General features: G+C 61.1%; 26 protein-coding genes and 1 tRNA gene. 14 read left to right on the top strand and 13 right to left on the bottom strand.

Annotated features, from left to right (window positions below; all coding sequences use genetic code 11):
- Positions 1-42 precede the first annotated feature (42 nt).
- The gene (locus GKC28_RS11300) at positions 43-915 is read left to right on the top strand and encodes a LysR family transcriptional regulator (RefSeq protein WP_174146991.1); all 873 of its coding nucleotides are present in this window, start codon (positions 43-45) and stop codon (positions 913-915) included.
- 31 nt (positions 916-946) lie between these two features.
- Here the strand turns inward: GKC28_RS11300 and GKC28_RS11295 are convergent, their stop codons facing one another.
- From GKC28_RS11295 to GKC28_RS11285, 3 genes are all read right to left on the bottom strand, one after another.
- Positions 947-1,279: a PilZ domain-containing protein gene (locus tag GKC28_RS11295; protein WP_174146990.1), complete on the bottom strand. Its 333-nt coding sequence runs from the start codon at positions 1,277-1,279 to the stop codon at positions 947-949.
- A 104-nt stretch (positions 1,280-1,383) separates the two neighbouring features.
- Positions 1,384-1,460, bottom strand: a tRNA-Arg gene (locus tag GKC28_RS11290).
- A gap of 169 nt (positions 1,461-1,629) precedes the next feature.
- Complete coding sequence (locus tag GKC28_RS11285) at positions 1,630-2,199, bottom strand: DUF882 domain-containing protein (protein ID WP_174146989.1); 570 nt, start codon at positions 2,197-2,199, stop codon at positions 1,630-1,632.
- Between the two features lie 345 nt (positions 2,200-2,544).
- On the opposite strand from GKC28_RS11285, the gene GKC28_RS11280 reads away from it, so the two are divergent.
- Genes GKC28_RS11280 through GKC28_RS11265 form a run of 4 tightly spaced genes read left to right on the top strand, consistent with a single transcriptional unit; the run spans position 2,545 to position 6,806 of the window.
- The gene (locus GKC28_RS11280) at positions 2,545-4,173 is read left to right on the top strand and encodes a murein L,D-transpeptidase (protein ID WP_174146988.1); all 1,629 of its coding nucleotides are present in this window, start codon (positions 2,545-2,547) and stop codon (positions 4,171-4,173) included.
- 38 nt (positions 4,174-4,211) lie between these two features.
- The gene (gene lpxD / locus GKC28_RS11275) at positions 4,212-5,285 is read left to right on the top strand and encodes a UDP-3-O-(3-hydroxymyristoyl)glucosamine N-acyltransferase (RefSeq protein WP_174146987.1); all 1,074 of its coding nucleotides are present in this window, start codon (positions 4,212-4,214) and stop codon (positions 5,283-5,285) included.
- A gap of 48 nt (positions 5,286-5,333) precedes the next feature.
- Positions 5,334-5,591 (top strand): acyl carrier protein, encoded by a 258-nt coding sequence (locus GKC28_RS11270; protein ID WP_174146986.1) that lies wholly within the window; start codon positions 5,334-5,336, stop codon positions 5,589-5,591.
- A 6-nt stretch (positions 5,592-5,597) separates the two neighbouring features.
- Entirely contained in the window at positions 5,598-6,806 is a 1,209-nt protein-coding gene (locus GKC28_RS11265) for a beta-ketoacyl synthase (RefSeq protein WP_174146985.1), read from the top strand.
- Between the two features lie 67 nt (positions 6,807-6,873).
- Here the strand turns inward: GKC28_RS11265 and GKC28_RS11260 are convergent, their stop codons facing one another.
- The gene (locus GKC28_RS11260) at positions 6,874-7,530 is read right to left on the bottom strand and encodes an invasion associated locus B family protein (RefSeq protein ID WP_174146984.1); all 657 of its coding nucleotides are present in this window, start codon (positions 7,528-7,530) and stop codon (positions 6,874-6,876) included.
- A gap of 276 nt (positions 7,531-7,806) precedes the next feature.
- On the opposite strand from GKC28_RS11260, the gene GKC28_RS11255 reads away from it, so the two are divergent.
- Complete coding sequence (locus GKC28_RS11255) at positions 7,807-8,031, top strand: hypothetical protein (RefSeq protein ID WP_174146983.1); 225 nt, start codon at positions 7,807-7,809, stop codon at positions 8,029-8,031.
- Entirely contained in the window at positions 8,028-9,572 is a 1,545-nt protein-coding gene (locus tag GKC28_RS11250) for a helicase HerA-like domain-containing protein (protein ID WP_174146982.1), read from the top strand. The genes GKC28_RS11255 and GKC28_RS11250 overlap by 4 nt, the downstream gene beginning before the upstream one ends.
- Before the next feature lie 31 nt (positions 9,573-9,603).
- On the opposite strand, the gene GKC28_RS11245 is transcribed toward GKC28_RS11250, so the two are convergent.
- From GKC28_RS11245 to GKC28_RS11215, 7 genes are all read right to left on the bottom strand, one after another.
- Positions 9,604-9,852, bottom strand: coding sequence for a hypothetical protein (locus tag GKC28_RS11245; RefSeq protein ID WP_174146981.1), 249 nt, complete (start codon positions 9,850-9,852; stop codon positions 9,604-9,606).
- A 198-nt stretch (positions 9,853-10,050) separates the two neighbouring features.
- A complete protein-coding gene (locus GKC28_RS11240; RefSeq protein ID WP_174146980.1) occupies positions 10,051-11,373 on the bottom strand; it encodes a branched-chain amino acid ABC transporter permease in 1,323 nt (440 codons plus the stop codon).
- Positions 11,370-12,380, bottom strand: a complete 1,011-nt coding sequence (locus GKC28_RS11235; RefSeq protein WP_174146979.1) for a branched-chain amino acid ABC transporter permease — start codon at positions 12,378-12,380, stop codon at positions 11,370-11,372. Before GKC28_RS11235 ends, GKC28_RS11240 begins: the two co-directional genes overlap by 4 nt.
- Positions 12,380-12,811, bottom strand: coding sequence for a hypothetical protein (locus GKC28_RS11230; RefSeq protein ID WP_174146978.1), 432 nt, complete (start codon positions 12,809-12,811; stop codon positions 12,380-12,382). Before GKC28_RS11230 ends, GKC28_RS11235 begins: the two co-directional genes overlap by 1 nt.
- 2 nt (positions 12,812-12,813) lie before the next feature.
- A complete protein-coding gene (locus tag GKC28_RS11225; RefSeq protein WP_174146977.1) occupies positions 12,814-13,644 on the bottom strand; it encodes an ABC transporter ATP-binding protein in 831 nt (276 codons plus the stop codon).
- Positions 13,641-14,429, bottom strand: coding sequence for an ABC transporter ATP-binding protein (locus tag GKC28_RS11220; protein ID WP_027237606.1), 789 nt, complete (start codon positions 14,427-14,429; stop codon positions 13,641-13,643). The genes GKC28_RS11225 and GKC28_RS11220 overlap by 4 nt, the downstream gene beginning before the upstream one ends.
- A gap of 98 nt (positions 14,430-14,527) precedes the next feature.
- Entirely contained in the window at positions 14,528-15,721 is a 1,194-nt protein-coding gene (locus GKC28_RS11215; RefSeq protein ID WP_174146976.1) for an ABC transporter substrate-binding protein, read from the bottom strand.
- A 186-nt stretch (positions 15,722-15,907) separates the two neighbouring features.
- Between GKC28_RS11215 and GKC28_RS11210 the strand changes: the two genes are divergently transcribed.
- Positions 15,908-17,011, top strand: a complete 1,104-nt coding sequence (locus tag GKC28_RS11210; RefSeq protein ID WP_174146975.1) for a PQQ-dependent sugar dehydrogenase — start codon at positions 15,908-15,910, stop codon at positions 17,009-17,011.
- A gap of 20 nt (positions 17,012-17,031) precedes the next feature.
- Here GKC28_RS11210 and GKC28_RS11205 read toward each other — a convergent pair whose 3' ends face one another.
- The gene (locus GKC28_RS11205) at positions 17,032-18,036 is read right to left on the bottom strand and encodes a GlxA family transcriptional regulator (RefSeq protein WP_174146974.1); all 1,005 of its coding nucleotides are present in this window, start codon (positions 18,034-18,036) and stop codon (positions 17,032-17,034) included.
- A 181-nt stretch (positions 18,037-18,217) separates the two neighbouring features.
- Between GKC28_RS11205 and GKC28_RS11200 the strand changes: the two genes are divergently transcribed.
- The gene (locus GKC28_RS11200; RefSeq protein ID WP_174146973.1) at positions 18,218-19,588 is read left to right on the top strand and encodes a class II 3-deoxy-7-phosphoheptulonate synthase; all 1,371 of its coding nucleotides are present in this window, start codon (positions 18,218-18,220) and stop codon (positions 19,586-19,588) included.
- 142 nt (positions 19,589-19,730) lie between these two features.
- On the opposite strand, the gene GKC28_RS11195 is transcribed toward GKC28_RS11200, so the two are convergent.
- Positions 19,731-20,486, bottom strand: coding sequence for a PAS domain-containing protein (locus GKC28_RS11195; RefSeq protein ID WP_254604209.1), 756 nt, complete (start codon positions 20,484-20,486; stop codon positions 19,731-19,733).
- Positions 20,487-20,785: 299 nt separating this feature from the next.
- On the opposite strand from GKC28_RS11195, the gene GKC28_RS11190 reads away from it, so the two are divergent.
- From GKC28_RS11190 to GKC28_RS11170, 5 genes are all read left to right on the top strand, one after another.
- On the top strand, positions 20,786-21,682 hold the full coding sequence (locus GKC28_RS11190; protein ID WP_174146971.1) for a YicC/YloC family endoribonuclease: 897 nt from the start codon (positions 20,786-20,788) through the stop codon (positions 21,680-21,682).
- Between the two features lie 16 nt (positions 21,683-21,698).
- Positions 21,699-22,340: a guanylate kinase gene (gene gmk, locus GKC28_RS11185; RefSeq protein WP_174146970.1), complete on the top strand. Its 642-nt coding sequence runs from the start codon at positions 21,699-21,701 to the stop codon at positions 22,338-22,340.
- Complete coding sequence (locus GKC28_RS11180) at positions 22,337-22,858, top strand: gamma carbonic anhydrase family protein (protein ID WP_174146969.1); 522 nt, start codon at positions 22,337-22,339, stop codon at positions 22,856-22,858. Before gmk ends, GKC28_RS11180 begins: the two co-directional genes overlap by 4 nt.
- Positions 22,859-22,962: 104 nt before the next feature.
- Positions 22,963-24,003, top strand: a complete 1,041-nt coding sequence (locus GKC28_RS11175; protein ID WP_174146968.1) for an ATP-binding protein — start codon at positions 22,963-22,965, stop codon at positions 24,001-24,003.
- Positions 24,004-24,224: 221 nt separating this feature from the next.
- Complete coding sequence (locus GKC28_RS11170) at positions 24,225-25,265, top strand: substrate-binding domain-containing protein (protein WP_174146967.1); 1,041 nt, start codon at positions 24,225-24,227, stop codon at positions 25,263-25,265.
- Positions 25,266-25,305: the final 40 nt, after the last annotated feature.

The following is a 25,305-nucleotide window of genomic DNA, read 5'->3' as shown; positions in this document are numbered from 1 at the left end:
AAGAGAACGACGGAAATTTGGGTTTGAGAGTTAGGTTTTCTAATGCCGAAGAAAGTGACTAGGCAGGGATTGCCGCCTCTGGACTGGCTGAAGGTGTTTGAGGCCGCAGGCCGCCACGGCAGCTTTACTGCTGCTGCAGAGGAATTCGGCGCAACGCAGGCTGCCGTAAGCCAGCGGATCCGCAACCTGGAATCCTGGCTCGGGCGGCAATTGTTCATCCGTTCGGCCCGCGGCGTTTCGCTGACAGTGGACGGTGAAAGCTATTTGCCGCTGGTGCATGATTCCCTGCGCGCCCTTGAGCAGGGAACTGAGAATCTGTTCGGACACAGCGTCAGGGAGCTGCGTATTGCCGCGCAGCCGTCCCATCTGGAAATGCTGCTGCTGCCGCGGCTTACTGTGTTTTCTGAAAACTATCCTGACATGCGGATTGTCACGGAAACCGTGCCCAAGCGGCAGGACTTTGAGGCTGCCGACCGGGCTTTGCATATCCGCTACGGGCGCGGTGTTTGGGACCGGCGTGAAGGTGTTCTGCTGGCCAATGAGGTTCTGCAGCCGATGACGGCACCGGAACATGCGAAAGCCTGGCGCAGCCTTCCGGCGATCGAGCTGCGCGGCGAGCGGCCGGGCTGGTCCGAATGGGCACGTGTGACCGGCGAAGGCGAGCCGGAGATGGGGCCGGTCTCCGTCGATTCCATGGGGCACGCGCTGCGGGCGGCGCGGCTGGGCATTGGGGTGGTTCTGGGTTCCAGGGCTTTGGCATCCAGCCTGTTGCAGACCGGGCAGCTCGAATGTGTTGCGGCTCCGGAGCTGGCCACCATCGACGGCTACTGGATGACCTGGCCCGCCAGCCTGGGAAAATCCAAGCGGCAGGCTGAAGTTCTGGCATCACTCACCGCAGCGCTCCAGAACTTGTAAAGATTATTGGGAAGAATAACCGGCGGCGATGTCAGGTCGGGTACTCTCCAATTCCGGCAAAAAATTCATCCAGCACCGGACGGGCGCCGCGCTTGCTCAGAAATTTGAAGCCTATCCTGTCGTCCTTGCGCCAGCGGGCGCATACCTCAAACTCGTCGATTTGCTCGATGGTCACAGACTTTAGTTCAGCGAGAGGGAAAGTGTTTTGCCCTTCCGGCAGGCGGACAGCAAAGCCGCTGTAGCTGATGTTGTACAGCGCGGCGTCCAGTCTGGATCCGGAGAGATTGAGGGAACACTGCAAGTTCAGTCGAAGCCGGGGTTCTGTCGGTTCCGCTTCGCGGAATATAGAGTTTGAATGTACCATTCTGCCTCGCTGGCCGCACCAAGAACTGTAGCCAGTGTTGCTAACATCACGCCCTTTAAGAAGCCTTAAAGAGGCGAGACTTTTTGATACTTTTTAGCAGAAAATGGCGCACCTGAGAGGATTCGAACCTCTGGCCTCTGCCTTCGGAGGGCAGCGCTCTATCCAGCTGAGCTACAGGTGCGTTGTTGAGCCGGGGTATACCCGTGCTTGATTGCCTCTGCAACGGGAAAAACTGCCTGTTTCTAATTTCCTGACATCGGCCGGAATTTGCGGCTTCGCTTGGGTATCCCGGAAACAAAAAATGCCTGCACCGGGTGTGCAGGCATGCATTTACGCAAAGGCTGGTGCGTTCAGCCGCGCCAAGTGCGGACAACGCCGCAATCCATATGCACAAAATTCGAACGATGGTATTTACCAACACCGCCGGCGTGGCACGCCTCGGCGGCTTGTGCCATCTGGGACACGGAGCGGGAGGCCAGACGAAGATCGGCGGCTTGGCCGCGCATGTGTAGAGAGTTCTTCGCGACCCCGCGAGAGCGGCTGCGCAGCATGGCGTTGGTTTTGGGGCTGCGGTAGCCGGACAGCAGCATATAGGGCTCGTTCACATCCAGCAGGTTGTGGGAGGCCGCCATGATGTCAATGGTCCGCAGGTCGATGCTCTTGACCTCATCAGTGCGCCAGTCTCGCATGAAGTGATTGATTTCCTTGACTGCATCTTTGATGTAGTCGCCGTCGATCCAGTACACCATGTCCAGGCGCTCCCCGGTGCGGCCCGAGTACATCCGGATGCGCCGGATATCACCGCCGCCGCGAAGAAAGCCTGCTGCATTGGAGAAAGTCGGGGCTGCTGCCACTGCGGTTGCCGCAAACACACCCAAAAGAGAACGCCGGGAAATCCCCGTGCCCGTGGTTTTTGCCATTGTCACTGCGCCGTCCCGTACGCTTTTGTCCTGCCTAGTGCCCGATGTTACGGGCTCGTTAACGATCTGAGTTAACGTGCGGCATGTATGGCATACAGAGAATCCTGATCCAACATTTCTTTGCCGCGCTGTAACGGATAGCCCGGTTTTCGGCGATTTTTTGCGCATAAGGGGAGGTCCGGGGAACTTTTCCCCGAGACTGTTGCCGCCGGGTTTCATAGACGCGGCATTGCTGCATCAAAGCTGACTTTTCGCAATTGTGAATGGACAACAGCGGCTGGCATTTACCAGAATTTCATTTAGGCACTGCCAGAATTGACAAAAATCGGCGCAAGGACCGGAAATATGACTCGTGCGACTGCAGGAAACTTCTTGCCAGGGATCAAGGCCGGGCTGTTTGCCCTTGCACTGGGCGGTTTGTCCGCCGGGGCTGTTTCCGGTTCAGCACAGGCAGACGTTTCGGCAGCTTTCCGCCAAGCGGTCGCCGAGGCGGCCTACGGCAGCGACGCTGTGGCGGAATTCTACCGCAATAACGGTTACCAGGCGATCTGGACCGGTCAGGATGAGGCGTCCCGCCAGCGCCGCAATGCCCTTTTGGCAGCGTTGGGTGACACTCAAGCACATGGCCTGCCGGACCGCTCTGCCGAGGTCAGCGCGCTGATTGAGCAGATGCGCGATGTGCGCACGACCCGTGACATCGGCAACGTCGAGGCAGCGCTGAGCCGGGCCTTGGTGCAATATGCCACAGATCTGCAGACCGGGCTTCTGGTGCCGTCGCAAATCGACGCAGGCATGGTGCGCAAGAAGCATACTGTGGACGGGGCCAGTTTCCTGGCCGGGATCCGTGACACCCAGCCCTATGCCTATCTGCGCAGCCTCGTTCCGGCTTCTCCGCAATACCGCGGGCTGATGCGGGAAAAGCTGCGGCTGGAGCAGGTCATGGCTGCCGGCGGCTGGGGCCCGGCCGTGAATGCCAAGAAACTTGAAGCAGGAGATCAGGGCCCGGCCGTGATAGCGTTGCGCAACCGGCTGATGCTGATGGGCTACCTGCCGCGCAGTGCCGCCCGGACCTATGACGCGGCCCTTGAGAAGGCCGTGCAAAGTTTCCAGTCCGATCACGGTTTGGAAACCGATGGTGTGGCTGGGCCCGGCACGATTGATGAGATCAACAAGCCTGTCAGCGCCCGCCTCAAGTCTGTCATCATAGCGATGGAGCGGGAACGCTGGCTGACACCTGATCGCGGAGAACGGCATATTCTGGTGAACCAGACCGATTTCACCGCCAAGATCGTCGACAATGGTGATGTGACTTTTGAGACCCGCTCGGTGATCGGAAAAAACACACACGACCGCCGCAGCCCCGAGTTTTCCGACGAGATGGAGCATATGGTGATCAACCCGAGCTGGTATGTTCCGCGCTCGATTATCACCAAGGAATACCTGCCGAAGCTGAAGAACAACCCGAACGCCGTTGGACACATCCAGATCACCGACCGGCGCGGACGGGTTGTGAACCGCGGTTCGGCAGACTTCTCGCAATACACGGCGCGGAATTTCCCATTCTCCATGCGACAGCCGCCCAGCAGCCGCAACGCGCTGGGGCTGGTCAAATTCATGTTCCCGAACAAATACAACATCTATCTGCACGACACCCCGCAGAAGAGCCTGTTTGCCCGCGAGGTTCGCGCCTTTTCGCATGGTTGCATCCGTCTGGCCCAGCCGTTCGAGTTTGCTTATGCGCTGCTGGCCAAGCAGACCGAGAATCCCAAGGATTTCTTTCACCGCATTCTGAATTCGGGCAAAGAAACCAAGGTCGAGCTTCAGACGAAAGTGCCGGTGCACATTATTTACCGGACCGCCGTGGTGTCCGGCAAAGGCCGCGCCGAGTTCCGCCGGGATGTCTATGGCCGCGACGCCAAAGTCTGGGCGGCACTGGAACGGGCAGGGGTGGTGCTGCCCAGCGTTCAGGGGTAAATGTCAGGCCCATACAGGATATTCTGAGAGGGCCTGACATGTTCACAATCCGCCAGATCGCCGAGTCTCTGGGCGCTGATGCCGAGGGCGACCTTGACCTGCTAGTTGCAGAAGCGGCGGAGCCTCAGGACGCGCAGGCAGGTCAGCTGGCCATGGCAATGGCGCCGAAGTATGCCGACGGCCTGAAGGAAAGCCAGGCTCTGGCTGCCATTCTTTGGGAAGGAGCGGACTGGCAGTCGTTTGGGCTCAAAGCGGCAATCTTTGCCTCGCGCCCGCGCATGGCCATGTCGGGTGTGACTGCAATGCTGGACCGCGGCCAGGGTTTCCCAAAGGGTATTCATCCATCCGCCGTCATCGATCCCACGGCAGTATTGGGCGAAGATGTCTCAGTCGGTCCGCTGGCCGTGATCGGGGCGGGCGCCAAGATCGGCGCCCGATCCGAGATTGGCCCGCACTGCTATGTCGGGGCAGACGCCGCTATCGGTGAGGACGCGCATCTGCGCGAAATGGTCTCAATCGGCGCCCGAGCAACCATTGGCGACCGCTTCCGCGCACAGCCCGGAGCGCGGGTCGGCGGCGATGGTTTTTCCTATGTCACTCCCGAAGTCTCCGGTGCAGAAAATGTGCGCAAGACCCTAGGCGACCAGGGGGAGGCCAAGGCGCAATCCTGGATCCGTATCCATTCGCTGGGCGCTGTCACAATTGGTGATGATGTGGAGATCGGATCCAACTGCACCATCGACAACGGCACCATCCGCGACACGGTTATCGGCGGCGGCAGCAAGCTCGACAACCTCGTGCATGTCGGCCACAACACCCGCGTCGGCAATGATTGCCTGCTGTGCGGCCAGACCGGGATTTCCGGGTCGGTGGACATTGGCAACAACGTCGTGCTTGGCGGCCAGTGCGGTGTGGTCGACAATATTTTCATCGGCGACGGGGTGATTGCCGGCGGCGGCACCAAGATCCTGTCCAATGTGCCGGCGGGCCGTGTCATCATGGGCTATCCCGCTGTCAAGATGGAGACCAACACCGAGATGTACAAAGCACAACGCCGCCTGCCGCGTTTGATGCGTGACATCGAATTGTTAAAAAAGGCTGTTTTCAAGTAACCGGCTAATACCTACATCAGCCTCAGGCAGAAAATCGAGGATCTTCACATGAGCACGCAGGACAAGGTCATTGCAATCATAGCCGAACAGGCAGTTCTGGAGCCGTCGGATGTGACCCTCGACAGCACGCTTGAGGATCTGGGCATCGACAGCTTGGGCGTGGTCGAAAGCATCTTCGCGATCGAGGAAGAGTTCGACATTTCGATTCCCTTCAACGCCAATGAGCCTGAGAAAAGCGAGTTTGACATTTCCAATGTCGCGGCAATTGTTGCCGGGATCGACAAGCTGGTTCTGGAAAAAGCGTAAAGCTCTATGAAACGCGTCGTCATTACCGGGGCTGGCACCATCAACGCCCTGGGCCATTCTGTAGCCGCCACGCTTGCCGCCATGCGCGAGGGCCGCTGCGGCATCAGCGAACTGGACTTCCGAGATGTGGAGCGGCTGGCGATCAGGATCGGCGGCCAGGTCCGAGGGTTCGAGGCCGAGGGGCGTTTCAATCGCCAGCAGATGAGCCTTTATGACCGGTTCACCCAGTTCACTCTGACCGCTGCCAAGGAGGCGATTGAACAATCGGGGCTGGAGTTCCATGGCGAGCTGTCTGCCAAGGCCGGCGTGGTCCTTGGCAATTCCGGCGGCGGCATGCAGACGCTGGATGAGAATTACCGCAGCGTGTACGAGGACGGGAAGAACCGGGTGCATCCGTTTGTCGTGCCCAAGCTGATGAACAATGCCGCAGCCGGCCACGTGTCGATGCAGTTCAACCTCAAGGGGCCCAGCTTCACTGTCTCCACAGCCTGTGCCTCCTCCAACCACGCAATGGCGCAGGCGTTTCAGATGGTGCGTTCGGGCATGAGCCCGGTGATGATCACCGGCGGATCGGAATCCATGCTGTGCTTTGGCGGTGTCAAAGCCTGGGAGGGGCTGCGGGTCATGTCCAAAGACGCCTGCCGCCCGTTCAGCGCCAACCGCAACGGGATGGTGCAGGGAGAGGGCGCCGGCATCTTCGTGTTCGAAGAGTATGAGCACGCCAGGTCCCGCGGTGCAGAGATCCTCTGCGAAGTGATCGGCTTTGCAATGTCTTCTGACGCAGCTGACATTGTGATGCCAAGCAAGCAGGGAGCGGCACGGGCCATTTCCGGCGCGCTGCAGGACGCCCGCATCAGTGCTTCCGAGGTTGGCTACATCAATGCCCACGGCACCGGCACGGCGGCCAATGACAAAACGGAATGCGCAGCGGTGGCGGATGTGTTCGGGCCGCATGCAGACAGCCTGATGATCTCTTCCACCAAGTCCATGCACGGCCACCTGATCGGCGGTACCGGTGCGGTGGAGCTTCTGGCCTGCATCATGGCGCTGCGCGACGGGGTGATCGCCCCGACCGTCGGCTATGAGGAGCCGGATCCGGAATGTGCGCTCGATGTGGTGCCGAATGAGGCGCGCGAGGCCAAGGTAGATGTCGCCTTGTCCAATGCCTTTGCCTTTGGCGGGCTGAACGCGGTGCTGGCGCTGCGCAGGATCTGAGAGAGCGGAAACAGAAAACGCCGCGGCCCTCAAGGCGCGCGGCGTGATCTTCGGCTGATGCTTGCTGTTACTGCTTGACCACGTCCACAACATCATAGCCTGCGGTAAAGCCGCTCAGCGACAGCTTCATTTCGACAATCTGATCCGGTGCAGGCGCCGGACGCAGAGACAGCACAGCCTCCTTGCCTTTCTTGAAGGCGTCGATATCGCTCTGGGTAAGACCGATCTGTGCGACACAGCCCAACGGGTTGCAGAAGGAATAGTTGTAGCGCTTGGCCGGCGCGCCATCTATGGAGATGGTCAGCGCGGCGGGCAGGAGGGTTTCCAGCGGCACGATCACAGTGGCTCCGGCAACCGCTTGGCCGCCTTGCTGCTCGATGCGGAACAGCGACACTTCGGCCATCGGGTTGCCTTGCGGCCCGGCCAGAACCTGCAGCAGGGAGCACGGGTCGTTCTCTTGCTCGGTCCGGATACAGGCAAGATCCCAGTCGCCATGCTTCTCTTTGGAGTAGCGGTCTCCCAGTTTGGGGCCGTCATTAACCGGTTCGCCCAGGTCCAGCAGCTGGTCTGCAGTCGATCCCGATTGTTCTGCCTGCTCTGCGGATTCCGCCCCGGCGGCCTGTTCCGTGGCGCCAGTGTCCTCGGTGGTGGTTTCCTGCGCCGCCAGCGGCGCGGTCATGGCCAGCACCGCGGCAAGCGTGATCGGGGTCAGGGACTTCAACATGAATGCCTCATTTTTCTAAAGACGCTGTCAACGCGTTTAGCACGCCGCCCGGACGGTGTCAGGCTTATTACAAGGGATAAGCGGGGAATTCCGCGCATAACAGCTCAACCGCGGAAGTTCCTGAAAAAATGCAAAAAAGGGAACCTGTTGGTCCCCTTTCTCGAGTTTGTATCTCCCCGTCGGACTGGCCGACTTAGTTATTGCGTAGGACGTTACGAAAGGGCTGGCCATCGGTCAACATCGAAGTTCAAAAAAAATCCGGACGGGCCGGATTTCATGAAAATTGCAGGTTTTGGGCTGAGTGGGCAGAAGTATATGCCCGTTTTACAGGCAGTTCTTGCCCAAAAAGAAGGCCGTGCGCATGGCACGGCCCAGTCTGACAGGGAGGAAATGTCCGCCACGGCAACCGCTTTTGCAGGGGCGGGCAAGATTGACTATCGCATCCAAAAGTTAACTTTGTATTGTTGTCCACAGGGAAAAGATCAGGCAGGGCAGGTATGACGGACAAAATATTTCTTGGCGGCGGTGGAGAAGGTTACGGCGATCCGCAAGGGCTGGATCTGAAATACGCCAACCGCCATGGCCTGATCGCAGGCGCAACCGGAACCGGCAAGACAGTCACCCTGCAAATCCTCGCGGAAGGGTTTTCCAATGCCGGCGTCCCGGTGATCCTTGCGGATGTGAAGGGAGATCTGTCCGGGCTGGCACTGGCCGGATCTCCGGACCACAAGCTGCACAAAGCGTTCATGTCGCGCGCAGGCAAGATCGGGTTTGAGGGCTACGGCTACCAAGCCTGTCCCGTAACCTTCTGGGATCTCTATGGTGAGCAGGGCCACCCGGTGCGCACCACAGTTGCCGAGATGGGGCCGCTGCTGCTGGCGCGCCTGCTGGAGCTGAGCGAGGCGCAGGAGGGCATCCTGAACATCGCTTTCAGGCTTGCCGACGAGGAAGGGCTGCCGCTTCTTGATTTGAAAGATCTGCAGGCGCTTCTGGTCTGGATCGGCGAAAACCGCAGCCAGTTGTCGCTCCGCTACGGCAACGTCTCCACCTCCTCAATCGGAGCCATTCAGCGCCGCCTCCTGGTGTTTGAAAACCAGGGTGGCGCTGGCCTGTTCGGCGAACCGGCGCTGGCGCTCAGCGACCTGATGCGGTGTGATGCGGCCGGCAAGGGGATGGTCAATATTCTGGCCGCGGACAAGCTGATGGCGGCGCCGGGCCTTTACTCCACGTTCCTGCTTTGGCTCCTGAGCGAACTGTTCGAGGAACTGCCGGAGGTTGGCGACCCGGACAAGCCCCGGCTGGTATTCTTTTTTGACGAGGCGCATCTGCTGTTCGACGACGCCCCCAAGGCGCTGATCGACAAGGTTGAACAGGTGGCCCGGCTGATCCGCTCCAAAGGGGTCGGGATCTATTTCATAACCCAGAACCCCGCAGACGTGCCTGAGGATATTCTGGGTCAGCTCGGCAACCGCATCCAGCACGCGCTGCGTGCTTTTACCGCCAAGGACCGAAAGAACCTGCGGCTTGCCGCCGAGACCTACCGGGAGAACCCGCGGTTCTCGACCGAAGACGCCGTTCGCGAGGTCGGGGTTGGCGAAGCGGTCACTTCAATGCTGCAGGAAAAGGGTGTGCCTGGCGTGGTGGAAAGGACTTTGATCCGCCCGCCCAGCACGCAACTGGGGCCGATCACAGCGGATGAGCGAAAGAAAATGCTGAAGGTCTCTGACATGGCCGGGAAATACGACACGCCGATGGACCGCAGATCGGCCTTCGAAATCCTGGCCCAGCGGGCGCAGGCTGCAGCGCAGGAGGCGGAAGCCGCCGAGGAAACCGCCGAGGCCTCCCCGGAACCGATGGCGCGCGAGTTTAATGCCGCGCGCCGCTATTCCGGGGCGCGGGTCAGCCGGTCCTCATCACGCGCTTACAAACAGAAGGACAGTTTTGCCTCCGCCATGTCGGAGGCGGTGATCAAGGAATTGAAAGGAACCACGGGCCGCCGGATTGTCCGCGGTATTCTTGGCAGCCTGTTCAAAGGCCGCTGAGCGGAGTGGATGCGCGCATTGAGGGCCGCAGTCAGCCCTCTTTCATTTGCCTGTAGCCTTCCTGTTTGCAGATTTCATCGGCTTCCTGGACTGGCATCGAGGCAGGGCGGTCGATCGAACGGTCCCAAAGCACCCGGTCCTTGGTGTACAGCTGGCAAGTTACCACGCCCTTGCTGGTCTGGAGCTGCACAGGGGTTGTTTCGAACTGCTCGGGGGAAACGCAGCCCGTCAAAGCTGCAACAGCGCTTGTGGCGGCAAGTAATTTATAAACAGTTTGCATTGCTGTCTGCCTCATTGAACTCAGCTGGGTAGTACCTGCTGTTTAAACAACAAATGATTGAGGCGCCACTTTCGCGGTTCTAAGGCAAAGCTGAGGCGGTGAATGGCGCGGGGGAATTGGAACGGTTCAGAAGCGCTGAACCGCCATGAAGATTGGCCGGGCCCGGACCGCAACGTTTTGGTCCGGGCCTATGCCATATTATTTTTCAGGGATCAGTCCGCGCGGGCTGAACCTCAGAACCAGAAGCAGGATCAGCCCCATGGTGAACAGCCGCATATGCGAGGCGCTTTCCAGCAGATGCGCCTTCAACGCGCTGCCTTCAGCCATGCCGGAGGTCACCAGCTCCATCAGCAGGATTCCCATCGGCTCCACCTTGATCCAGAAGAACCAGATCAGCATGCCGCCTAGCACCGCGCCAAAGTTGTTGCCGGAACCGCCGACAATCACCATCACCCAGATCAGGAAGGTGAAGCGCAGCGGGTTGTAGGTGCCCGGCGTCATCTGGCTGTCCAGCGTGGTCATCATCGCTCCGGCAATGCCGCAGATGGCGGAGCCGAGCACGAAGATCTGCAGGTGGCGGCGGGTCACATCCTTGCCCATCGCCTCTGCCGCGGTCTCGTTGTCTCGGATCGCGCGCATCATCCGGCCCCAGGGGCTTTTCAGTGCCATCTGCGCCATCCACAGAAGCGCCAGCAGCACCACGGTGAACATCAGCGCATAGCCCGCCTTCACATAGACAGTCGACGCGGTGACCGGGTCCATGCCCCAGCTTGCCGCACGCTCCACGAAGGACGGATCGTTTTGCAGATCCACCTCGTAGGGCAGCGGGCGGGGCAGGCCGACGACGTTCTTCACGCCACGCGACAGCCAGTCCTCGTTCTTCAAAACTGCGATGATGATCTCTGCAATCCCCAGGGTGGCAATCGCCAGGTAATCCGAGCGCAGGCCCAAAGCGGTCTTGCCGATCAGCCAGGCAGCCCCAGCCGCCAGCAGCCCGCCCGCGGGCCAGGCCAGCAGCACCGGCAAGCCGAGGCCGCCGATATTGCCTTGCAGCGCCGGATTGATCGCCTCAACCGAACCAACCGCCGGATCGAAGATCGCGCGGTAGACAAAGAATCCGATGATCAGCACAGCCAGCAGAACAACGGTGCGCAGTTTGCCCGCAGGCATGAACTTGGTGATCATCACCGCGGACACCACGGTCAGCGCGCCCATCACCAGCGCCATCACGATGCTGACGCCGCCCGACGACCAGGCCGCGGGGATTACCGGCGTGGACACCAGCACCACGGCCAGACCGCCAAGCGCGGTAAAGCCCATGATGCCGACGTTGAACAGCCCGGCAAAGCCCCATTGGATGTTCACACCGATAGCCATGATGGCCGAGATCAGCCCCATGTTCAGGATCACCAGCGCCGAGTTCCAGGAACCGGAGAAGAACAGGAAGTCGGTCATGCCTTCCAGCAGGATCATCACGCCGACAAAGACGAAAAGAAGGGTATGTTTCATGGTCTCGGTCATACCGCTTTCCCTTTGAAAAGGCCGGTGGGCTTGAACAGGAGGACGACAATCAGGATCGCGAAGGAAACCGCGAACTTGTAGTCGGTGCTGAGGAGCTGAACCAGCCCGTCAGGCGCCAGGCTGTCCGGCAGGCCGTAAGTCAGAACCTTTTTCCAGGCATAGGTGATCGTCACTTCGGAGAAGGCGATGATGAACCCGCCCGCAATCGCACCAATCGGGTTGCCGAGGCCGCCCACGATGGCAGAGGCAAAGATCGGCAGCAGCAGCTGAAAATAAGTGAAGGGTTTGAACGACTTGTCGAGGCCATAAAGAACCCCGGCAATGGTCGCCAGCGCCGCCACGATCATCCAGGTGTACATCACCACGCGCTCCGGGTTGATGCCGGACAGCAGCGCCAGATCCTCGTTATCGGAGTAGGCGCGCATCGACTTGCCGGTTCGGGTCTTGTTCAGGAACCAGAACAACACCGCCACCACGATCACCGCGGTGACCACGGTCAGCGCTTCTGTGGTCTTGATCGCCAGGCCTTCCTGCAGCCCGGTGAGCTTCTTGAAGGTGCGGGCCGAGATCACAAAGCGTTCGCCATCGGTAAAGCGTTGGTCGCTCGGCCCGATGATGAAACGCACGATGCCATTCATCATGAACATCACGCCGAGCGAGACCATGACGAAGATCACAGGTTTCGCCTTCTGCTGGCGGTAGAACCGGTAAACCGTCTTATCCGTGAACAGCGCCAGCGCAATGGTGCCCAGAATGCCGAACGGCAGCGCCAGCAGGGCGGTCGGCAGCGGGCCAGCGCTGAGCCCCATCGACTGGAACAGCCAGGTGAACAGGATCGTGACCATCGCGCCGAACGCCATGGTGTCGCCATGGGCAAAGTTCGAGAACCGCAGGATCCCGTAAATCAGCGTCACCCCCAGCGCGCCGAGCGCCAGCTGGCTGCCATAGGCCAGCCCGGGGACAAGTACAAAGTTGGTAAGCGCCACGAGGGCGTTGAGAAGATCCATTAATCTTGCTCCTCACAGAAGCCAGTTCCCGAAATCCAAATGGGCTTGGGATCGACCTCTAAAGATGTGTGTGACGAGAAAGCGGCGTTGCCGTTCGAAAACACGGTTAGCATGTGTACAGCACCCCCTTCGTTTCTTGTAACAAAGTTGGTAATTTGAGTGGTCTCGTCGCTATGAATTGTTGCCTTGAAGGGGCGCGGTCCAGGTGAATGGACTATTGCCGTTTCACCCTTGGCATCCACTTCGACAGAGACCTCATCCTCCTTGTCTTTGCAGTCTCCCGTTGAGTAGCAGTTCTGAAACTTGCAACTCAGCGTGAGCGCAAAACTCTGGGAGCTCGCTGTCATCAGCGCCACCGTGGCGAACATTGTCGCAGCGAGGCCGCGCCTAGCTTGCGCAAGCCGCGAGGCATAAAACAGTTCAGCCCGCATTCTCACCCCCCCAAGAACGACTTGCGCACTTCGGGATCACCCAGCAGCTCTTTGCCGGTGCCGGTATAGGCATTGCGCCCTTGCACCAGAACATAGCCTTTGTCCGCGATCTCAAGCGCTTGCTTGGCGTTCTGCTCCACCATCAGGATCGGCAGCCCGGTGCGGGCGACCTCGATGATGCGGTCAAACAGTTCGTCCATCACAATGGGGGAGACGCCCGCTGTCGGTTCGTCCAGCATCAGAACCTTGGGCTTGGTCATCAGCGCGCGGCCCACCGCGACCTGCTGACGCTGGCCGCCAGACAGCTCACCGGCCGGCTGGTTGCGCTTGTCGCGCAGGATCGGAAACAGGTCATAAACCTGCTCCATGGTATCGCGGAAATCATCGGTGCGGATGAAGGCGCCCATTTCCAGGTTTTCCTCCACCGTCATCGAGGTGAAGATGTTGCTGGTCTGGGGCACGAACCCCATGCCCTTGATCACCCGGTCCTGGGGGGTGAGCTGGGTGATGTCCTCGCCGTCCAGCCGGACAGCGCCGGAGCGCACGTTCAGCATTCCGAACACCGCCTTCATAGCGGTCGACTTGCCGGCGCCGTTGGGGCCGACGATCACCGCGATCTCGCCCCTGTCGACGGCGATGGTGCAGTCATGCAGGATGTCCGGACCCTTGCCGTAGCCACCGGTCATGGTGTCGCCGATCAGGAACGGGCCGCCCTCGACCTTGTGCGTGGGGCCGCTTTTCAGATGGGCCGGCTGCATCGTGCCGATGCCTTTCACGTTGGTGATCGAGGCATCCTTATTGCCATGATCGTCCTGGTAGGGGTTGTCGCTCATGCGTCCGCCTCCAGCTTGTCTTTGTTTTTCAGACCGGTGCCCAGGTAGGCCTCGATCACATGCTCGTTTGCCTTGATCTCGTCCAGAGTGCCTTCGGCCAGTTTCTTGCCCTCGGCCATGCAGATCACCGGGTCGCACAGGCGGCCGATGAATTCCATGTCGTGCTCGATCACGACGAAGGTGTAACCGCGCTCCTCATTGAGGCGCTTGATCGCGTCGGCGATGGTATAAAGCAGGGTGCGGTTCACACCGGCGCCGACCTCGTCAAGGAAGACGATCTTGGCGTCCACCATCATGGTGCGGCCCAGCTCCAGCAATTTCTTCTGGCCGCCGGAGACCTGGCCTGCCTTCAGGTCCGCGATGTGGCTGATGGTCAGGAACTCCAGCACTTCATCAGCCTTGGCCCGCAGCGCGCGTTCCTCGTCGGCGATCCGCTTGCGGCCGAACCAGGTGTTCCACAGGGTCTCGCCCGATTGCGCGCCCGGCACCATCATCAGGTTTTCCCGGCAGGTCATCGAGGAGAACTCATGCGCGATCTGGAAGGTGCGCAGCAGCCCCTTGTGGAACAGCTCATGCGGCGGCAGGCCGGTGATATCCTCACCGTCCATGGTGACCCGGCCTGAGGTCGGTTCAAGCACGCCTGCGATAACGTTGAAAAGAGTGGTTTTCCCGGCACCGTTCGGGCCGATCAAACCGGTTATGGACCCCTTGGCGATTTCCAGCGAGGCGCCGTCAACCGCGTGGAACCCGCCGAAGTGCTTGTGCAAGTCCTCGACGACGATCATGTCATTTCATCCCCTGCCGCGTTTTCGCGGCGTTTTTAATTTAGAACAGCCCGGGCGGAACCCGGGCTGACCTATCTTGGTTGCTTTTCAGATGCTTATCAGCGGAAGCGAAGGGTTTCGTTCTTGCCGTCCTTCACTTCGATCTCGCGGTAGGAGCCTGCGCTCTCACCCGGGCCGATCAGCTCAACGCCGGTTGCGCCCTGATAGTCGATGTCGCCGCCAGCGGCGAGGATTTCCAGCGCCTTGCCCAGTTCACCCGGGTTGATCGGCTCGCCCGGGGCGTTTGCCACCTCCAGGATCTTGCCGACATAGTCCGCCGGGTTGGTGGAGTTGGCGGCCTGCATTGCCAGCAGGAACAGCGCCGCTGCGTCATAGGATTCGGACGCGTAGGCCGAGGTGCCGTCAAAGCCGCGTTCTTTTGCCATTTCGGCAAAGATTTCCGCGCCCTTGCTGTCGGAGCCCGCGATCTGGCCGAACGAGCCGTCCAGGTCTGCGCCAACGTTTGCAGGCAGGCTGTCGCCGATCATGCCGCCGGGCAGGCCGAAGGTTTCAAACGCACCGGAATCCAGCGCGCCCTGGATGATGCCCAGGCCGCCCTGGTCCAGGTAGCCCGCCACAACCAGCACATCGCCGCCGGCCGATGCCAGCGCGCCGACTTCTGCGGAGTAGTCGCCCTTGCCGTCTTCATGCGCGGTCACGATGGTGACTTCGCCGCCGACTTCCTCGAACGAGGACTGGATCGCGTCCGCCAGGCCCTTGCCATAGTCGTTGTTGGTGTAGGTCAGGGCGATCGAGTTGATGCCGCGCTCTTTCAGGATCTCGGCCATCACCTGGCCCTCGCGCGCGTCCGACGGCGAGGTGCGGAAGAACAGGCCGTTGTCTTCCATGGTCGACAGGCCGGGCGAGGTTGCGGACGGAGAGATCATCACCATGCCGTTCGGGATCGCCACGTTCTGCAGGATGGCGCCGGTCACGCCGGAGCAGTCGCCGCCGATGATGCCGTTCACGCCCTCAGCAACCAGCTTCTCGCCGTTTGCCACGGCCAAGCCGTTGTCGATGCAGCCGGTGTCGGCGCGGACAGGGGTAACAGTGGCGCTGTCCAGCAGCTTGCCGGATTTGGTGACTTCCTCCATGGCCAGCTCAGCGCCGTCACCCATGGCCGGGGCCAGCGATTCAATCGGGCCGGTGAAGCCGAACAGCACGCCCAGTTTCACTTCCTTGGCGTGGCCGCCGGCATATGCGGTGCCAGCGGTCAGCGCAGCGGCCGCGGTGGCCATCAGCAGTTTCTTCATTTGAGAACTCCCATTGTTGGAACAAAAATGTTCACATCGGACCCTAGGCAAGCCGTCTGGAAAAGAAAAGTCCCGTTGAGGCGTGAGACAGCAAAGAGTCCGTCCCGTTTTTCTCCGCTATTATCAGTTTATGTTCTGCGGAGCTCCATTTAATTTAAGCTTGAAGTAACAAAAGGGGAAGCGAAAATGTTGCACCGGTTACTCATTTTGTCGGCTGTGCTTCTGCTGGTGCCGTTTTCCAAGGCTGCTCAGGCAGATACGATGGACAGCAGCCTTGGCCAGCTTCGCGTGACGAAAATGGCTGGCGGGTTCGATGTGCCCTGGGCCTTTGCTTTTCTGCCGGACGGCGGCTTTCTGGTGACGGATCGGGACGGCGCGCTTTTCCATGTGCGGAACGGAAAAAAGAATCGCGTCAGCGGCACGCCTGCGGTTGTGGCTGAGGGGCAGGGCGGTTTGCTGGATGTGATGGTGCCGCGGGATTTCAGAACCAGCCGGGAGGTTTTCCTGACCTTTGCGAAACGCCAGGGGCGCGGTGCGGGAACCGCCCTGGCCGCGGGCCGTCTCACTGCGGATAACAGCGCCTTGACAGATTTGCGCATCCTGTTCGAAGCCGCGCCCGGTGCCAGGGGCGGCCGCCACTTCGGCTCCCGCGTGGTTGAGGCGCAAGATGGCATGTTGTTCCTTACATTAGGGGAACGCGGCGACCGTCCGAGTGCTCAAAACCTGCGGCTGCATCAGGGATCTGTCGTGCGGATCAATCGGGATGGCACTGTTCCGGCTGCAAATCCGTTTGCGGGCCGCTCAGATGCGCAGCCGGAGATCTGGTCCTATGGCCACCGCAACCCGCAGGGCATGGCATTGGATCTGCAGGGCAACCTCTGGGTGGCGGAACATGGCGCCAAGGGCGGCGATGAGGTGAACCGCGTTCGCAAGGGTGCCAACTACGGCTGGCCGGTGATCTCCTACGGGCGCCACTATTCCGGCGCGAAGATCGGTGAGGGCACAGCGAAACCCGGCATGGAGCAGCCGGAATGGTACTGGGACCCCTCCATCGCGCCGTCTGGCATGATGATCTACTCCGGCCGGATGTGGCCTGAGTGGCGGGGGCATTTCTTCGTCGGCTCGCTCAAATTCGACTATATCTCCCGCCTGTCCGGAGCGCCGCTGAAGGAGGCCGAACAACTGCGCAGCAGGGAAACCGGGCGCATCCGCGATGTGCAGGAGGCGCTCGACGGCAGCATCTGGTTCGCCTCGGAAGGCGAAGGAGCTGTTTTCAGGATTTCCCGCTAGCCGCCGCCCCGGCCTTGTGCCTAAGCTTTATACGCGGCCGCCTTGCTGCCGCGCTCACGGTAGGGGGTAGTGTCGTAATGGGCCCGGTAGCATTTGGAGAAATGCGACGGCGAGGCAAAGCCGCAAGCCAGCGCCACGTTGATCACGCTCATATCCGTCTGCATCAGCAGGTTGCGCGCCTTCTGCAGCCGCAACTCCATGTAATAGCGCTTGGGCGAGCGGTTCAGGTAGCGGCGGAACAGCCGTTCCAGCTGGCGGGTGGACATGCCCACATCCTGCGCCAGGATTGACGGGCTGATCGGCTCTTCGATATTGGCTTCCATCATCTGGATCACCATCGACAGCTTGGGATGGCGCACGCCGATCCGGGTCGGGATCGAAAGCCGCTGGGTGTCCTGGTCGGTGCGGATCGAGGAATAGATCAGCTGATCCGCCACCGCATTGGCCAGATCCTCGCCGTGGTCGTTGGCAATCAGCTTGAGCATCAGGTCGATGGAGGAGGTGCCGCCGGCAGTCGACAGCCGGTTCCCGTCAATCACGAAGACCGACTTCGCCAGCTCCACCTCGTCGAATTCCTCGTTGAAGCTGTCGGCGTTTTCCCAGTGGATCGTCGCGCGCTTGCCGTCCAGCAGCCCGGCCTTCGCCAGCGTGTAGGACGCCGTGCACAACCCGCCGACCATCAGCCCCTTGCGGGCCTCGCGGCGCAGCCAGGACAGCACTTTCTTGGTGGAGGCGTCCTGAACATCAATACCGCCGCACAGCATGATGGTGTCGTCGCGCAGCAGCTCGTCCAGATCCGAATCGAGTTGAAAAACAGTTCCTGCGGAGCAGGTTACCGTCTCGCCGCCTTCACCGACCACCGACCAGGTGTACAGTTCCTTGCCAGCCATCCGGTTTGCGATCCGCAGCGACTCCATCGCCGCCGAAAAGCAAAGCAGGGTGAATTTGTCGAGGAGTACGAAGACAAACCTTTTCGGCTGGCCGGCGGCTACTCCTGAAACAGCAGGCTTGCGTGGCGTCTGCATGGCGGGCGTCCTTCAAGAAACAAGTCGGGCCGCGGGAGCACGCTCCGCGGCAAGTCGGAAAACCGTGCTCACAGGTTGGACCCGGGGTCAAGTGGCCGCAATTCTAAACTGGCCTCTCTCCAGCGGATTTTGTATAGAGCACCCAATATATTCTAAAGACCTCTGATGCGGAGATAAAGTCATGAGCGAATGGCAGAAATCGGACTGGCGCAAGAAGCCGCGGGTGCAGATGCCGGACTACACCGATGCCGCAGCGCTGAACGCTGTAGAAGCTCAGCTCTCCAAGTACCCGCCGCTGGTCTTTGCCGGCGAGGCACGCCGCCTGAAACAGCACCTTGGCGCTGCCGGCCGCGGCGAGGCTTTCCTGCTGCAGGGCGGCGATTGCGCCGAAAGCTTTGACCAGTTCAGCGCCGACGCGATACGCGACACCTTCAAGGTGATGCTGCAAATGGCGATGGTTCTGACCTATGGCGCCAAGGTGCCGGTGGTGAAGGTGGGCCGTATGGCGGGCCAGTTCGCCAAGCCACGCAGCGCACCGACCGAAACCATCGATGGCGTGGAACTGCCCAGCTACCGCGGCGACATCATCAACGAGCTGGACTTCACCGCCGCCGCCCGTATCCCGAACCCGCAGAAGATGCTGCAGGCCTACACCCAGGCCGCCGCAACTTTGAATCTGCTGCGCGCCTTCTCCACCGGCGGTTTTGCCGACATGAGCCGGGTGCACTCCTGGACCCTGGGATTCACCGACGAGCAGGAAGTCCAGAAATACAGCGAGATCGCGACCCGTATTCAGGATACCATCGATTTCATGGCAGCCGCCGGCATCACTGCCGACACCACCCATGAATTCTCCACCGTCGATTTCTACACCAGCCACGAAAGCCTGCTGCTGGAGTATGAAGAGGCGCTGACCCGTCTCGACTCCACCTCCGGCAAATGGCTGGCCGGTTCCGGCCACATGATCTGGATCGGCGACCGCACCCGGCAGCCGGACGGCGCCCATGTGGAATTCTGCAGCGGTGTGCTGAACCCGATCGGCCTGAAATGCGGCCCGACCACCACGGCCGAAGACCTCAAGGTGCTGATGTCCCGCCTGAATCCCGATAACGAAGAGGGCAAGCTGACCCTGATTGCCCGCTTCGGCGCCGGCAAGGCAGGTGAGCATTTGCCGCGGCTGATCAAGGCCGTAAAGGAAGAGGGCGCCAATGTCACCTGGGTCTGCGACCCGATGCACGGCAACACTATCAAGTCCTCGACCGGCTACAAGACCCGCCCCTTCGACAGCGTTCTGCGCGAGGTGCGCGACTTCTTCGGCGTTCACAAGGCCGAGGGCACCGTCCCCGGCGGCGTTCATTTCGAGATGACCGGCCAGGACGTGACCGAATGCACCGGTGGCGTGCGCGCGGTGACCGAAGAGGACCTAAGCGACCGCTACCATACCGCCTGCGACCCGCGCCTCAACGCCAGCCAGTCGCTGGAGTTGGCATTCCTGGTGGCGGAAGAGCTGTCCGCCCTGCGTGCGGAGCAAGGAGCCCGTCAGGCCGGCTGACACTTAGCAGGCTGCACCCCGGCAGCTGCAGTTTGGGCCAAGCAAGAAAAGGCGCCCCGGAGGTTCTCCTCCGGGGCGCAGTCAATTCAAGCAGCTATGACCTTGTACTTGAACCTTGAATACTCTCAGTGCCGGGCCTGGATCAGTCGCGGCTGACCACCAGGCGCAAATGCGGCGTGCCCTTGCGCTTGCCGGGGGCAGGACCGGCCGGTTCCTCAGCCTTGCCGGACCGGCTGCGGTCCAGCATTGCCTTGGCCTCATCCAGCAGTGAGCGTTCCGGCTTGAAACGGGCCTGAGTCTCGGCAAAGCCCGGATTGGGCTGGTTCACGTCTGCAGGGGCATCCTTGCCCTCGGCACGCGGCTTGGCTTTGAACTCGGCGGAGGTGTCGGCTTTGCCAACGGCGCGCATCTCAATCGAGGTGATCGAGAACCGCTGGGATGTGACTGACGTTACCTCATCCGCCACCAGAACCCCCAGCACCCGGCTGATATCACCCAGGTCGCTGCGCAGCGGCAGCAGAAGCATGCGGGCCTCGCGCGGGCTGCTGAGACGCGGCGCCAGGATCTGCAATTCCAGCTCAACGACCGCAGGCGTGTCGAACATGTGCTCCATTGCATTGCTCAGCTGCTTGCGCGCATCCGAAGTGAAAAACGCCGTCACCGGCATGCCGCGCACTTCCATGCCGGCCATCTCATTGACCTGGGAACCTGCCAGACGGAAACGGGCGATGCCCGGCGCGATCCGTTCCAGAATGAAAGTGTTGCTCAGGATGTTTTCCAGCCCGCGCGGGTCGATCTGCGAGCGGCTGGGCACATCATCGCCACGGCGCAGCGCAGTCCAGTATGCCTCCGCCTGGCGCAGCGGCGACAGCGCGCCGCCCTTGCGGAAACGGTTCATGGACACGACGTTTCCCTGTCCGTCAGACAGGCCATCTCCACTGCGGCTGCCAAAAATCATCTCAATTTCCCCTGCAACACCGGACATCCCGTGGTCCTGCGCAGCTCTTCGCTGCCTTAAGACTTAAGGCCGGTATGGTTACCCTGAAGTTAAGATGACACAATCTAATTCAAATTTGGACTAAATCTTAAAGCAATGGTTAACGCCCTTGCTTGCCCCCGTTTTTTGCAATTGCGCTTGCGCCCTGTACTTTCAAGACAGTAGAGCAGATCAATCACCAGCGTACAGGGGGCCTTCCTATGACCATCCGCAGCATGACCGCCTTTGCCTCGGCGCAGGGCAGCTCCGATCAGCACAGCTGGAGCTGGGAACTCAGGTCGGTGAATGCCAAGGGGCTGGATATCCGGCTCAGGGTGCCGGATTGGCTGGAAGGCCTTGAAAATCAAACCCGTTCTGTCCTTTCCAAGGCGCTGGCACGGGGCAATGTCTCGCTGACCCTGCGGATCACCCGCACCGAAGACAGCGCCGGGCAAGTGCAAGTCAATAGCACGGTTCTGAAATCGGTGGTCAAGGCGCTGGGGGAAGCGCAGTCGATCGCCAAGCAGAACCGGGTGGAGGTGCGTCCTGCTTCTGCGGCCGAACTTCTGTCCTTCAAGGGCGTGCTGGAACAGTCCGCGGGCGATGATGACCCGGCGCCTCTGGTCGCCGCGCTCAGCAAGGAACTGGAAACCCTTGTGGCGGAATTCGTTCAAATGCGTGAGGCGGAAGGCGCCGCGCTTGCCGTAATTCTTAACACCCAGCTGGAGCAGGTGGCGGCGCTGACCGCCCAGGCGGCGGAGCGCGCCGAAGAGCGCAGGGTGAAAATGGCCGATGCGCTGACAGCCAACCTGGCGCGGGTGATGGACAACACTGATGGCGCCGACCCGGACCGGGTAGCGCAGGAGCTGGCACTGATTGCGGTCAAGGCGGATGTGACCGAGGAAGTGGACCGTCTCGGCGCCCATGTCTCCGCCGCCCGCGATCTGCTGCAGAAAGGCGGCGCGGTGGGCCGCAAGCTCGACTTCCTGATGCAGGAGTTCAACCGCGAGGCCAACACGCTCTGCTCCAAGGCGCAGCATGCCGGGTTGACGGCGGTGGGGCTAGAGCTGAAAACCGTGATCGACCAGATGCGCGAGCAGGTGCAGAACATAGAATAAGAAAAGGAGTGCCAAGATGGCGGACCGCCGCGGCCTTTTGATCATCCTCTCATCGCCTTCGGGCGCCGGCAAATCCACCCTGGCACGCCGCCTGATGGCCTGGGACCCGGGGCTCAAGTTCTCGGTCTCCGCCACCACCCGCGCGCCGCGCCCGGGAGAGGAGCACGGACGCGAGTACTACTTCATGTCCGAGGACGCCTTCAAACAGCAGGTTGCCGAAGGGCAGATGCTGGAGCACGCCCACGTCTTCGGCAATTTCTACGGCTCGCCCGCAGGCCCGGTGAAGGACACCATAGAGGCCGGCCAGGACGTGCTGTTCGACGTCGACTGGCAGGGCGAGATCCAGATCCGCAACTCTGACCTGGGCAAGCACGCGCTGTCGATCTTCATCCTGCCGCCGTCGATCACCGAACTGCGCCGCCGCCTGGAAACCCGCGCCCAGGACAGCGACGAGGTGATCTCCAAGCGGATGATGAAAAGCTGGGACGAGATCAGCCACTGGGGCTATTATGACTATGTTCTGGTCAACGACGACCTGGACGAGACCGAGGCCAAGCTGAAAACCATCGTCGAGGCCGAGCGCATGCGCCGCATCCAGCAGCCCAAGCTGCAGGAGCATGTGCGCGCTCTGCAAACCCAGTTCGAGGAACAGTCATGACCCTTTACGCTCTTGGCCCGCACCAGCCGCAGATCCACGAAGACACCTGGGTCGCACCCGATGCTAACCTGATCGGCAAAGTGGTGATGGAGGCGGGCTCCTCTGTCTGGTTCGGCGTCACCATCCGCGCCGACCACGAGGAAATCCGTATCTGCGAAGGCACCAATGTGCAGGAAAACGTGGTGATGCACATCGATGCGGGTTATCCGCTGACCATCGGAAAGAACTGCACCATCGGCCACAAAGCGATGCTGCACGGCTGCACCATCGGCGAAAACACCCTTGTCGGCATGGGGGCGACCATTCTGAACGGTGCAAAGATCGGCAAGAACTGCCTGATCGGCGCCGGCGCCCTGATCACCGAGAACAAGGAAATTCCCGACAACTCCCTGGTGATGGGCAGCCCCGGCAAGGTGGTGCGCGAAGTGGACGCGGCCCTGGCCGAGAAACTGACGCAAAGCGCGCTGCTCTACCAGGACAACATGCGCCGTTTCCGGGAGGAATTGAAACCGCTGTAACCGGCGCCGCAGGCAGCGCGGTTTTGCGCTGCTTCAACGGCTGCTGCCACAGCAGTTTTACACTGCGGCGGTAAGCAGGCCGGACTCTCATCAGCGGGGAACAGATGACGACCGATCTGATAGAAGAATTTCTAGCGGCCATTCCGCTGCCTGCGGTTCTGGTGGACCAGACCGAACGTTTCATCGCCGTGAACAGCGCCGCCGATGCGCTGCTGGGGCAGGGTGTCAAGGGCCGCCACTTCGCCACCATCCTGCGCCAGCCTAGTGTTGCCACCGCCATCGAGGCCTGCCTGCAAGACAAGGACTCCCGCACCGCTCGGCACCTGTCCAACGACGGCGCCCAGGACACCACCTATACAGTCACCCTGCGCTATGTGCCCGGCATCGGCGCAGTGGGTGGCGGAGCGGTTCTGGCCTGTTTCGATGACATTACCGAACGCGAGCAGGCCAGCCAGATGCGCCGTGATTTCGTTGGCAACGTCAGCCACGAGCTGCGCACGCCGCTGACCGCACTGATCGGGTTCATCGAAACCCTGCGCGGTCCGGCCAGGGACGATGCTGCCGCCCGCGACCGGTTCCTGACGATCATGGAGGGCGAGGCCAGCCGCATGAACCGCCTGGTTGGAGACCTGCTGTCGCTGAACCGGGTGGAAAGCGAAGAACGGGTGCGCCCCAAGGAAAAAGTGGATCTGACCGGCCATCTGGCTTCCACCCTCAAAACACTGGCGCCGGTGGCAGAGGCCCGCGGCGCCACGATGGCGCTGGAAGCCCCTGAGGAACCGGTCAGTGTCACCGGCGATCCGGATCAGTTGCAGCAGGTGTTCACAAACCTGGTGGAAAACGCGGTGAAATACGGCGGCGATCATGTGCGTGTCGTGCTGACCCATTCCGAGCGCGATCCGGCGGTCCGTGCGCCCGCCGCCTGCGTGCAGGTTATTGACAACGGGCCGGGGATTGACCCGGTCCACTTGCCGCGGCTGACAGAGCGTTTCTACCGGGCCGACAGCCACCGCTCACGCGAGATGGGCGGCACCGGGCTGGGCTTGGCCATTGTCAAACACATTATCAACCGCCACCGCGGGCGGCTGCGGGTGGAAAGCGATGTGGGCAAAGGCGCTGTTTTTACAGTCATTCTGCCGGAGTAGCGCGGCATCTTCGCCCGCACGGGCTGCGGTGCTGCAATGACAAGCGCCGCTGCTGGTCGCCCGGCGGCTGCGTTTCGGTTTGTATCAGAATTTTTTCCGGAAAAACCGCGTTTGTCATACAGCTGTTACACACCTGTCACAAAAGCCTCATCAGCACCCCATAGGAGAGGCGGCAAGATCATCGAGGGGGTGATCGAACTTTGAAACTCTTGGAGACACAAATGTCCTTTGTGAAACTGACCGCTTCCACCCTGGCAATCGCCGCCGTTTCCGCCACCGCAGCAGCCGCGCGTGACCAGGTCCAGGTTGCCGGTTCGTCCACCGTTCTGCCCTACGCCTCCATCGTGGCAGAAGCCTTTGGCGAGAACTTCGATTTCCCGACCCCGGTTGTGGAATCCGGCGGCTCCTCCGCTGGTCTCAAGCGCTTCTGCGAAGGCGTCGGCGAAAACACCATCGACGTCGCCAACGCCTCGCGCAAGATCAAGGACAAGGAAATCGCCGCTTGCGCCGAAAACGGCGTGACCGACATCATCGAAGTCCGCATCGGCTATGACGGCATCGTGTTTGCCTCCGACAGCAGCGCCAACTCCTTCGAGTTCACCCCGGCCGACTGGTTCCTGGCGCTGTCCGACAAGGTTCTGGTCGACGGCCAGCTGGTCGACAACCCGAACACCACCTGGGCCGACGTGAACGCCGAATTCCCGGCGGTCGACATCCAGGCCTTCGTTCCGGGCACCAAGCACGGCACCCGCGAAGTGTTCGAAGACAAGGTGATCCTGGCAGGCTGCGAGGAAACCGGTGCCTTTGAAGCCTTCAAGGAAGCCAACGGCGGCGACAAGAAAGCAGCCGAGAAGGCCTGTATCGCGCTGCGCACCGACGGCAAGTCGGTCGACATCGACGGCGATTACACCGAGACCCTGGCCCGCATCGAAAGCAATCAGGACGGCATCGGCGTCTTTGGCCTGGCCTTCTATGAGAACAACACCGACAAGCTGCAGGTTGCCACCATGTCCGGCGTGGTGCCCTCCACCGAGAGCATCGCAAGCGGCGAATACCCGGTCTCCCGCCCGCTGTTCTTCTACGTGAAGAAAGCCCACATCGGCGTGATCCCGGGCCTGAAAGAATATGCTGAGTTCTTCGTTGCGGACGAAGTTGCAGGCCCCGACGGCCCGCTGGCCGAATACGGCCTGGTTGCCGACCCGGAACTGGCGGACACCCAGGAAGCGGTTGCCAACGAAGCCGTGATGGGCGGCAACTCCTAAGCTGCCCCGCCTGTGATCTGATCCTTGCCGGGGCGGAGCC

The sequence above is a fragment of the Leisingera sp. ANG59 genome, from assembly GCF_013317235.1.
GTDB lineage: Bacteria > Pseudomonadota > Alphaproteobacteria > Rhodobacterales > Rhodobacteraceae > Leisingera.
Note: the sequence above shows the minus strand (reverse complement) of the source record. Positions and strands in the feature narration are given on the sequence as shown.

Coding starts and splice junctions, on each gene's coding strand:
- GKC28_RS11300 (WP_174146991.1), top strand. CDS start 43: ATGCCGAAGAAAGTGACTAGGCAGGGATTGCCGCCTCTGGACTGGCTG.
- GKC28_RS11295 (WP_174146990.1), bottom strand. CDS start 1,279: ATGGTACATTCAAACTCTATATTCCGCGAAGCGGAACCGACAGAACCC.
- GKC28_RS11285 (WP_174146989.1), bottom strand. CDS start 2,199: ATGGCAAAAACCACGGGCACGGGGATTTCCCGGCGTTCTCTTTTGGGT.
- GKC28_RS11280 (WP_174146988.1), top strand. CDS start 2,545: ATGACTCGTGCGACTGCAGGAAACTTCTTGCCAGGGATCAAGGCCGGG.
- lpxD (WP_174146987.1), top strand. CDS start 4,212: ATGTTCACAATCCGCCAGATCGCCGAGTCTCTGGGCGCTGATGCCGAG.
- GKC28_RS11270 (WP_174146986.1), top strand. CDS start 5,334: ATGAGCACGCAGGACAAGGTCATTGCAATCATAGCCGAACAGGCAGTT.
- GKC28_RS11265 (WP_174146985.1), top strand. CDS start 5,598: ATGAAACGCGTCGTCATTACCGGGGCTGGCACCATCAACGCCCTGGGC.
- GKC28_RS11260 (WP_174146984.1), bottom strand. CDS start 7,530: ATGTTGAAGTCCCTGACCCCGATCACGCTTGCCGCGGTGCTGGCCATG.
- GKC28_RS11255 (WP_174146983.1), top strand. CDS start 7,807: ATGAAAATTGCAGGTTTTGGGCTGAGTGGGCAGAAGTATATGCCCGTT.
- GKC28_RS11250 (WP_174146982.1), top strand. CDS start 8,028: ATGACGGACAAAATATTTCTTGGCGGCGGTGGAGAAGGTTACGGCGAT.
- GKC28_RS11245 (WP_174146981.1), bottom strand. CDS start 9,852: ATGCAAACTGTTTATAAATTACTTGCCGCCACAAGCGCTGTTGCAGCT.
- GKC28_RS11240 (WP_174146980.1), bottom strand. CDS start 11,373: ATGACCGAGACCATGAAACATACCCTTCTTTTCGTCTTTGTCGGCGTG.
- GKC28_RS11235 (WP_174146979.1), bottom strand. CDS start 12,380: ATGGATCTTCTCAACGCCCTCGTGGCGCTTACCAACTTTGTACTTGTC.
- GKC28_RS11230 (WP_174146978.1), bottom strand. CDS start 12,811: ATGCGGGCTGAACTGTTTTATGCCTCGCGGCTTGCGCAAGCTAGGCGC.
- GKC28_RS11225 (WP_174146977.1), bottom strand. CDS start 13,644: ATGAGCGACAACCCCTACCAGGACGATCATGGCAATAAGGATGCCTCG.
- GKC28_RS11220 (WP_027237606.1), bottom strand. CDS start 14,429: ATGATCGTCGTCGAGGACTTGCACAAGCACTTCGGCGGGTTCCACGCG.
- GKC28_RS11215 (WP_174146976.1), bottom strand. CDS start 15,721: ATGAAGAAACTGCTGATGGCCACCGCGGCCGCTGCGCTGACCGCTGGC.
- GKC28_RS11210 (WP_174146975.1), top strand. CDS start 15,908: ATGTTGCACCGGTTACTCATTTTGTCGGCTGTGCTTCTGCTGGTGCCG.
- GKC28_RS11205 (WP_174146974.1), bottom strand. CDS start 18,036: ATGCAGACGCCACGCAAGCCTGCTGTTTCAGGAGTAGCCGCCGGCCAG.
- GKC28_RS11200 (WP_174146973.1), top strand. CDS start 18,218: ATGAGCGAATGGCAGAAATCGGACTGGCGCAAGAAGCCGCGGGTGCAG.
- GKC28_RS11195 (WP_254604209.1), bottom strand. CDS start 20,486: ATGAACCGTTTCCGCAAGGGCGGCGCGCTGTCGCCGCTGCGCCAGGCG.
- GKC28_RS11190 (WP_174146971.1), top strand. CDS start 20,786: ATGACCATCCGCAGCATGACCGCCTTTGCCTCGGCGCAGGGCAGCTCC.
- gmk (WP_174146970.1), top strand. CDS start 21,699: ATGGCGGACCGCCGCGGCCTTTTGATCATCCTCTCATCGCCTTCGGGC.
- GKC28_RS11180 (WP_174146969.1), top strand. CDS start 22,337: ATGACCCTTTACGCTCTTGGCCCGCACCAGCCGCAGATCCACGAAGAC.
- GKC28_RS11175 (WP_174146968.1), top strand. CDS start 22,963: ATGACGACCGATCTGATAGAAGAATTTCTAGCGGCCATTCCGCTGCCT.
- GKC28_RS11170 (WP_174146967.1), top strand. CDS start 24,225: ATGTCCTTTGTGAAACTGACCGCTTCCACCCTGGCAATCGCCGCCGTT.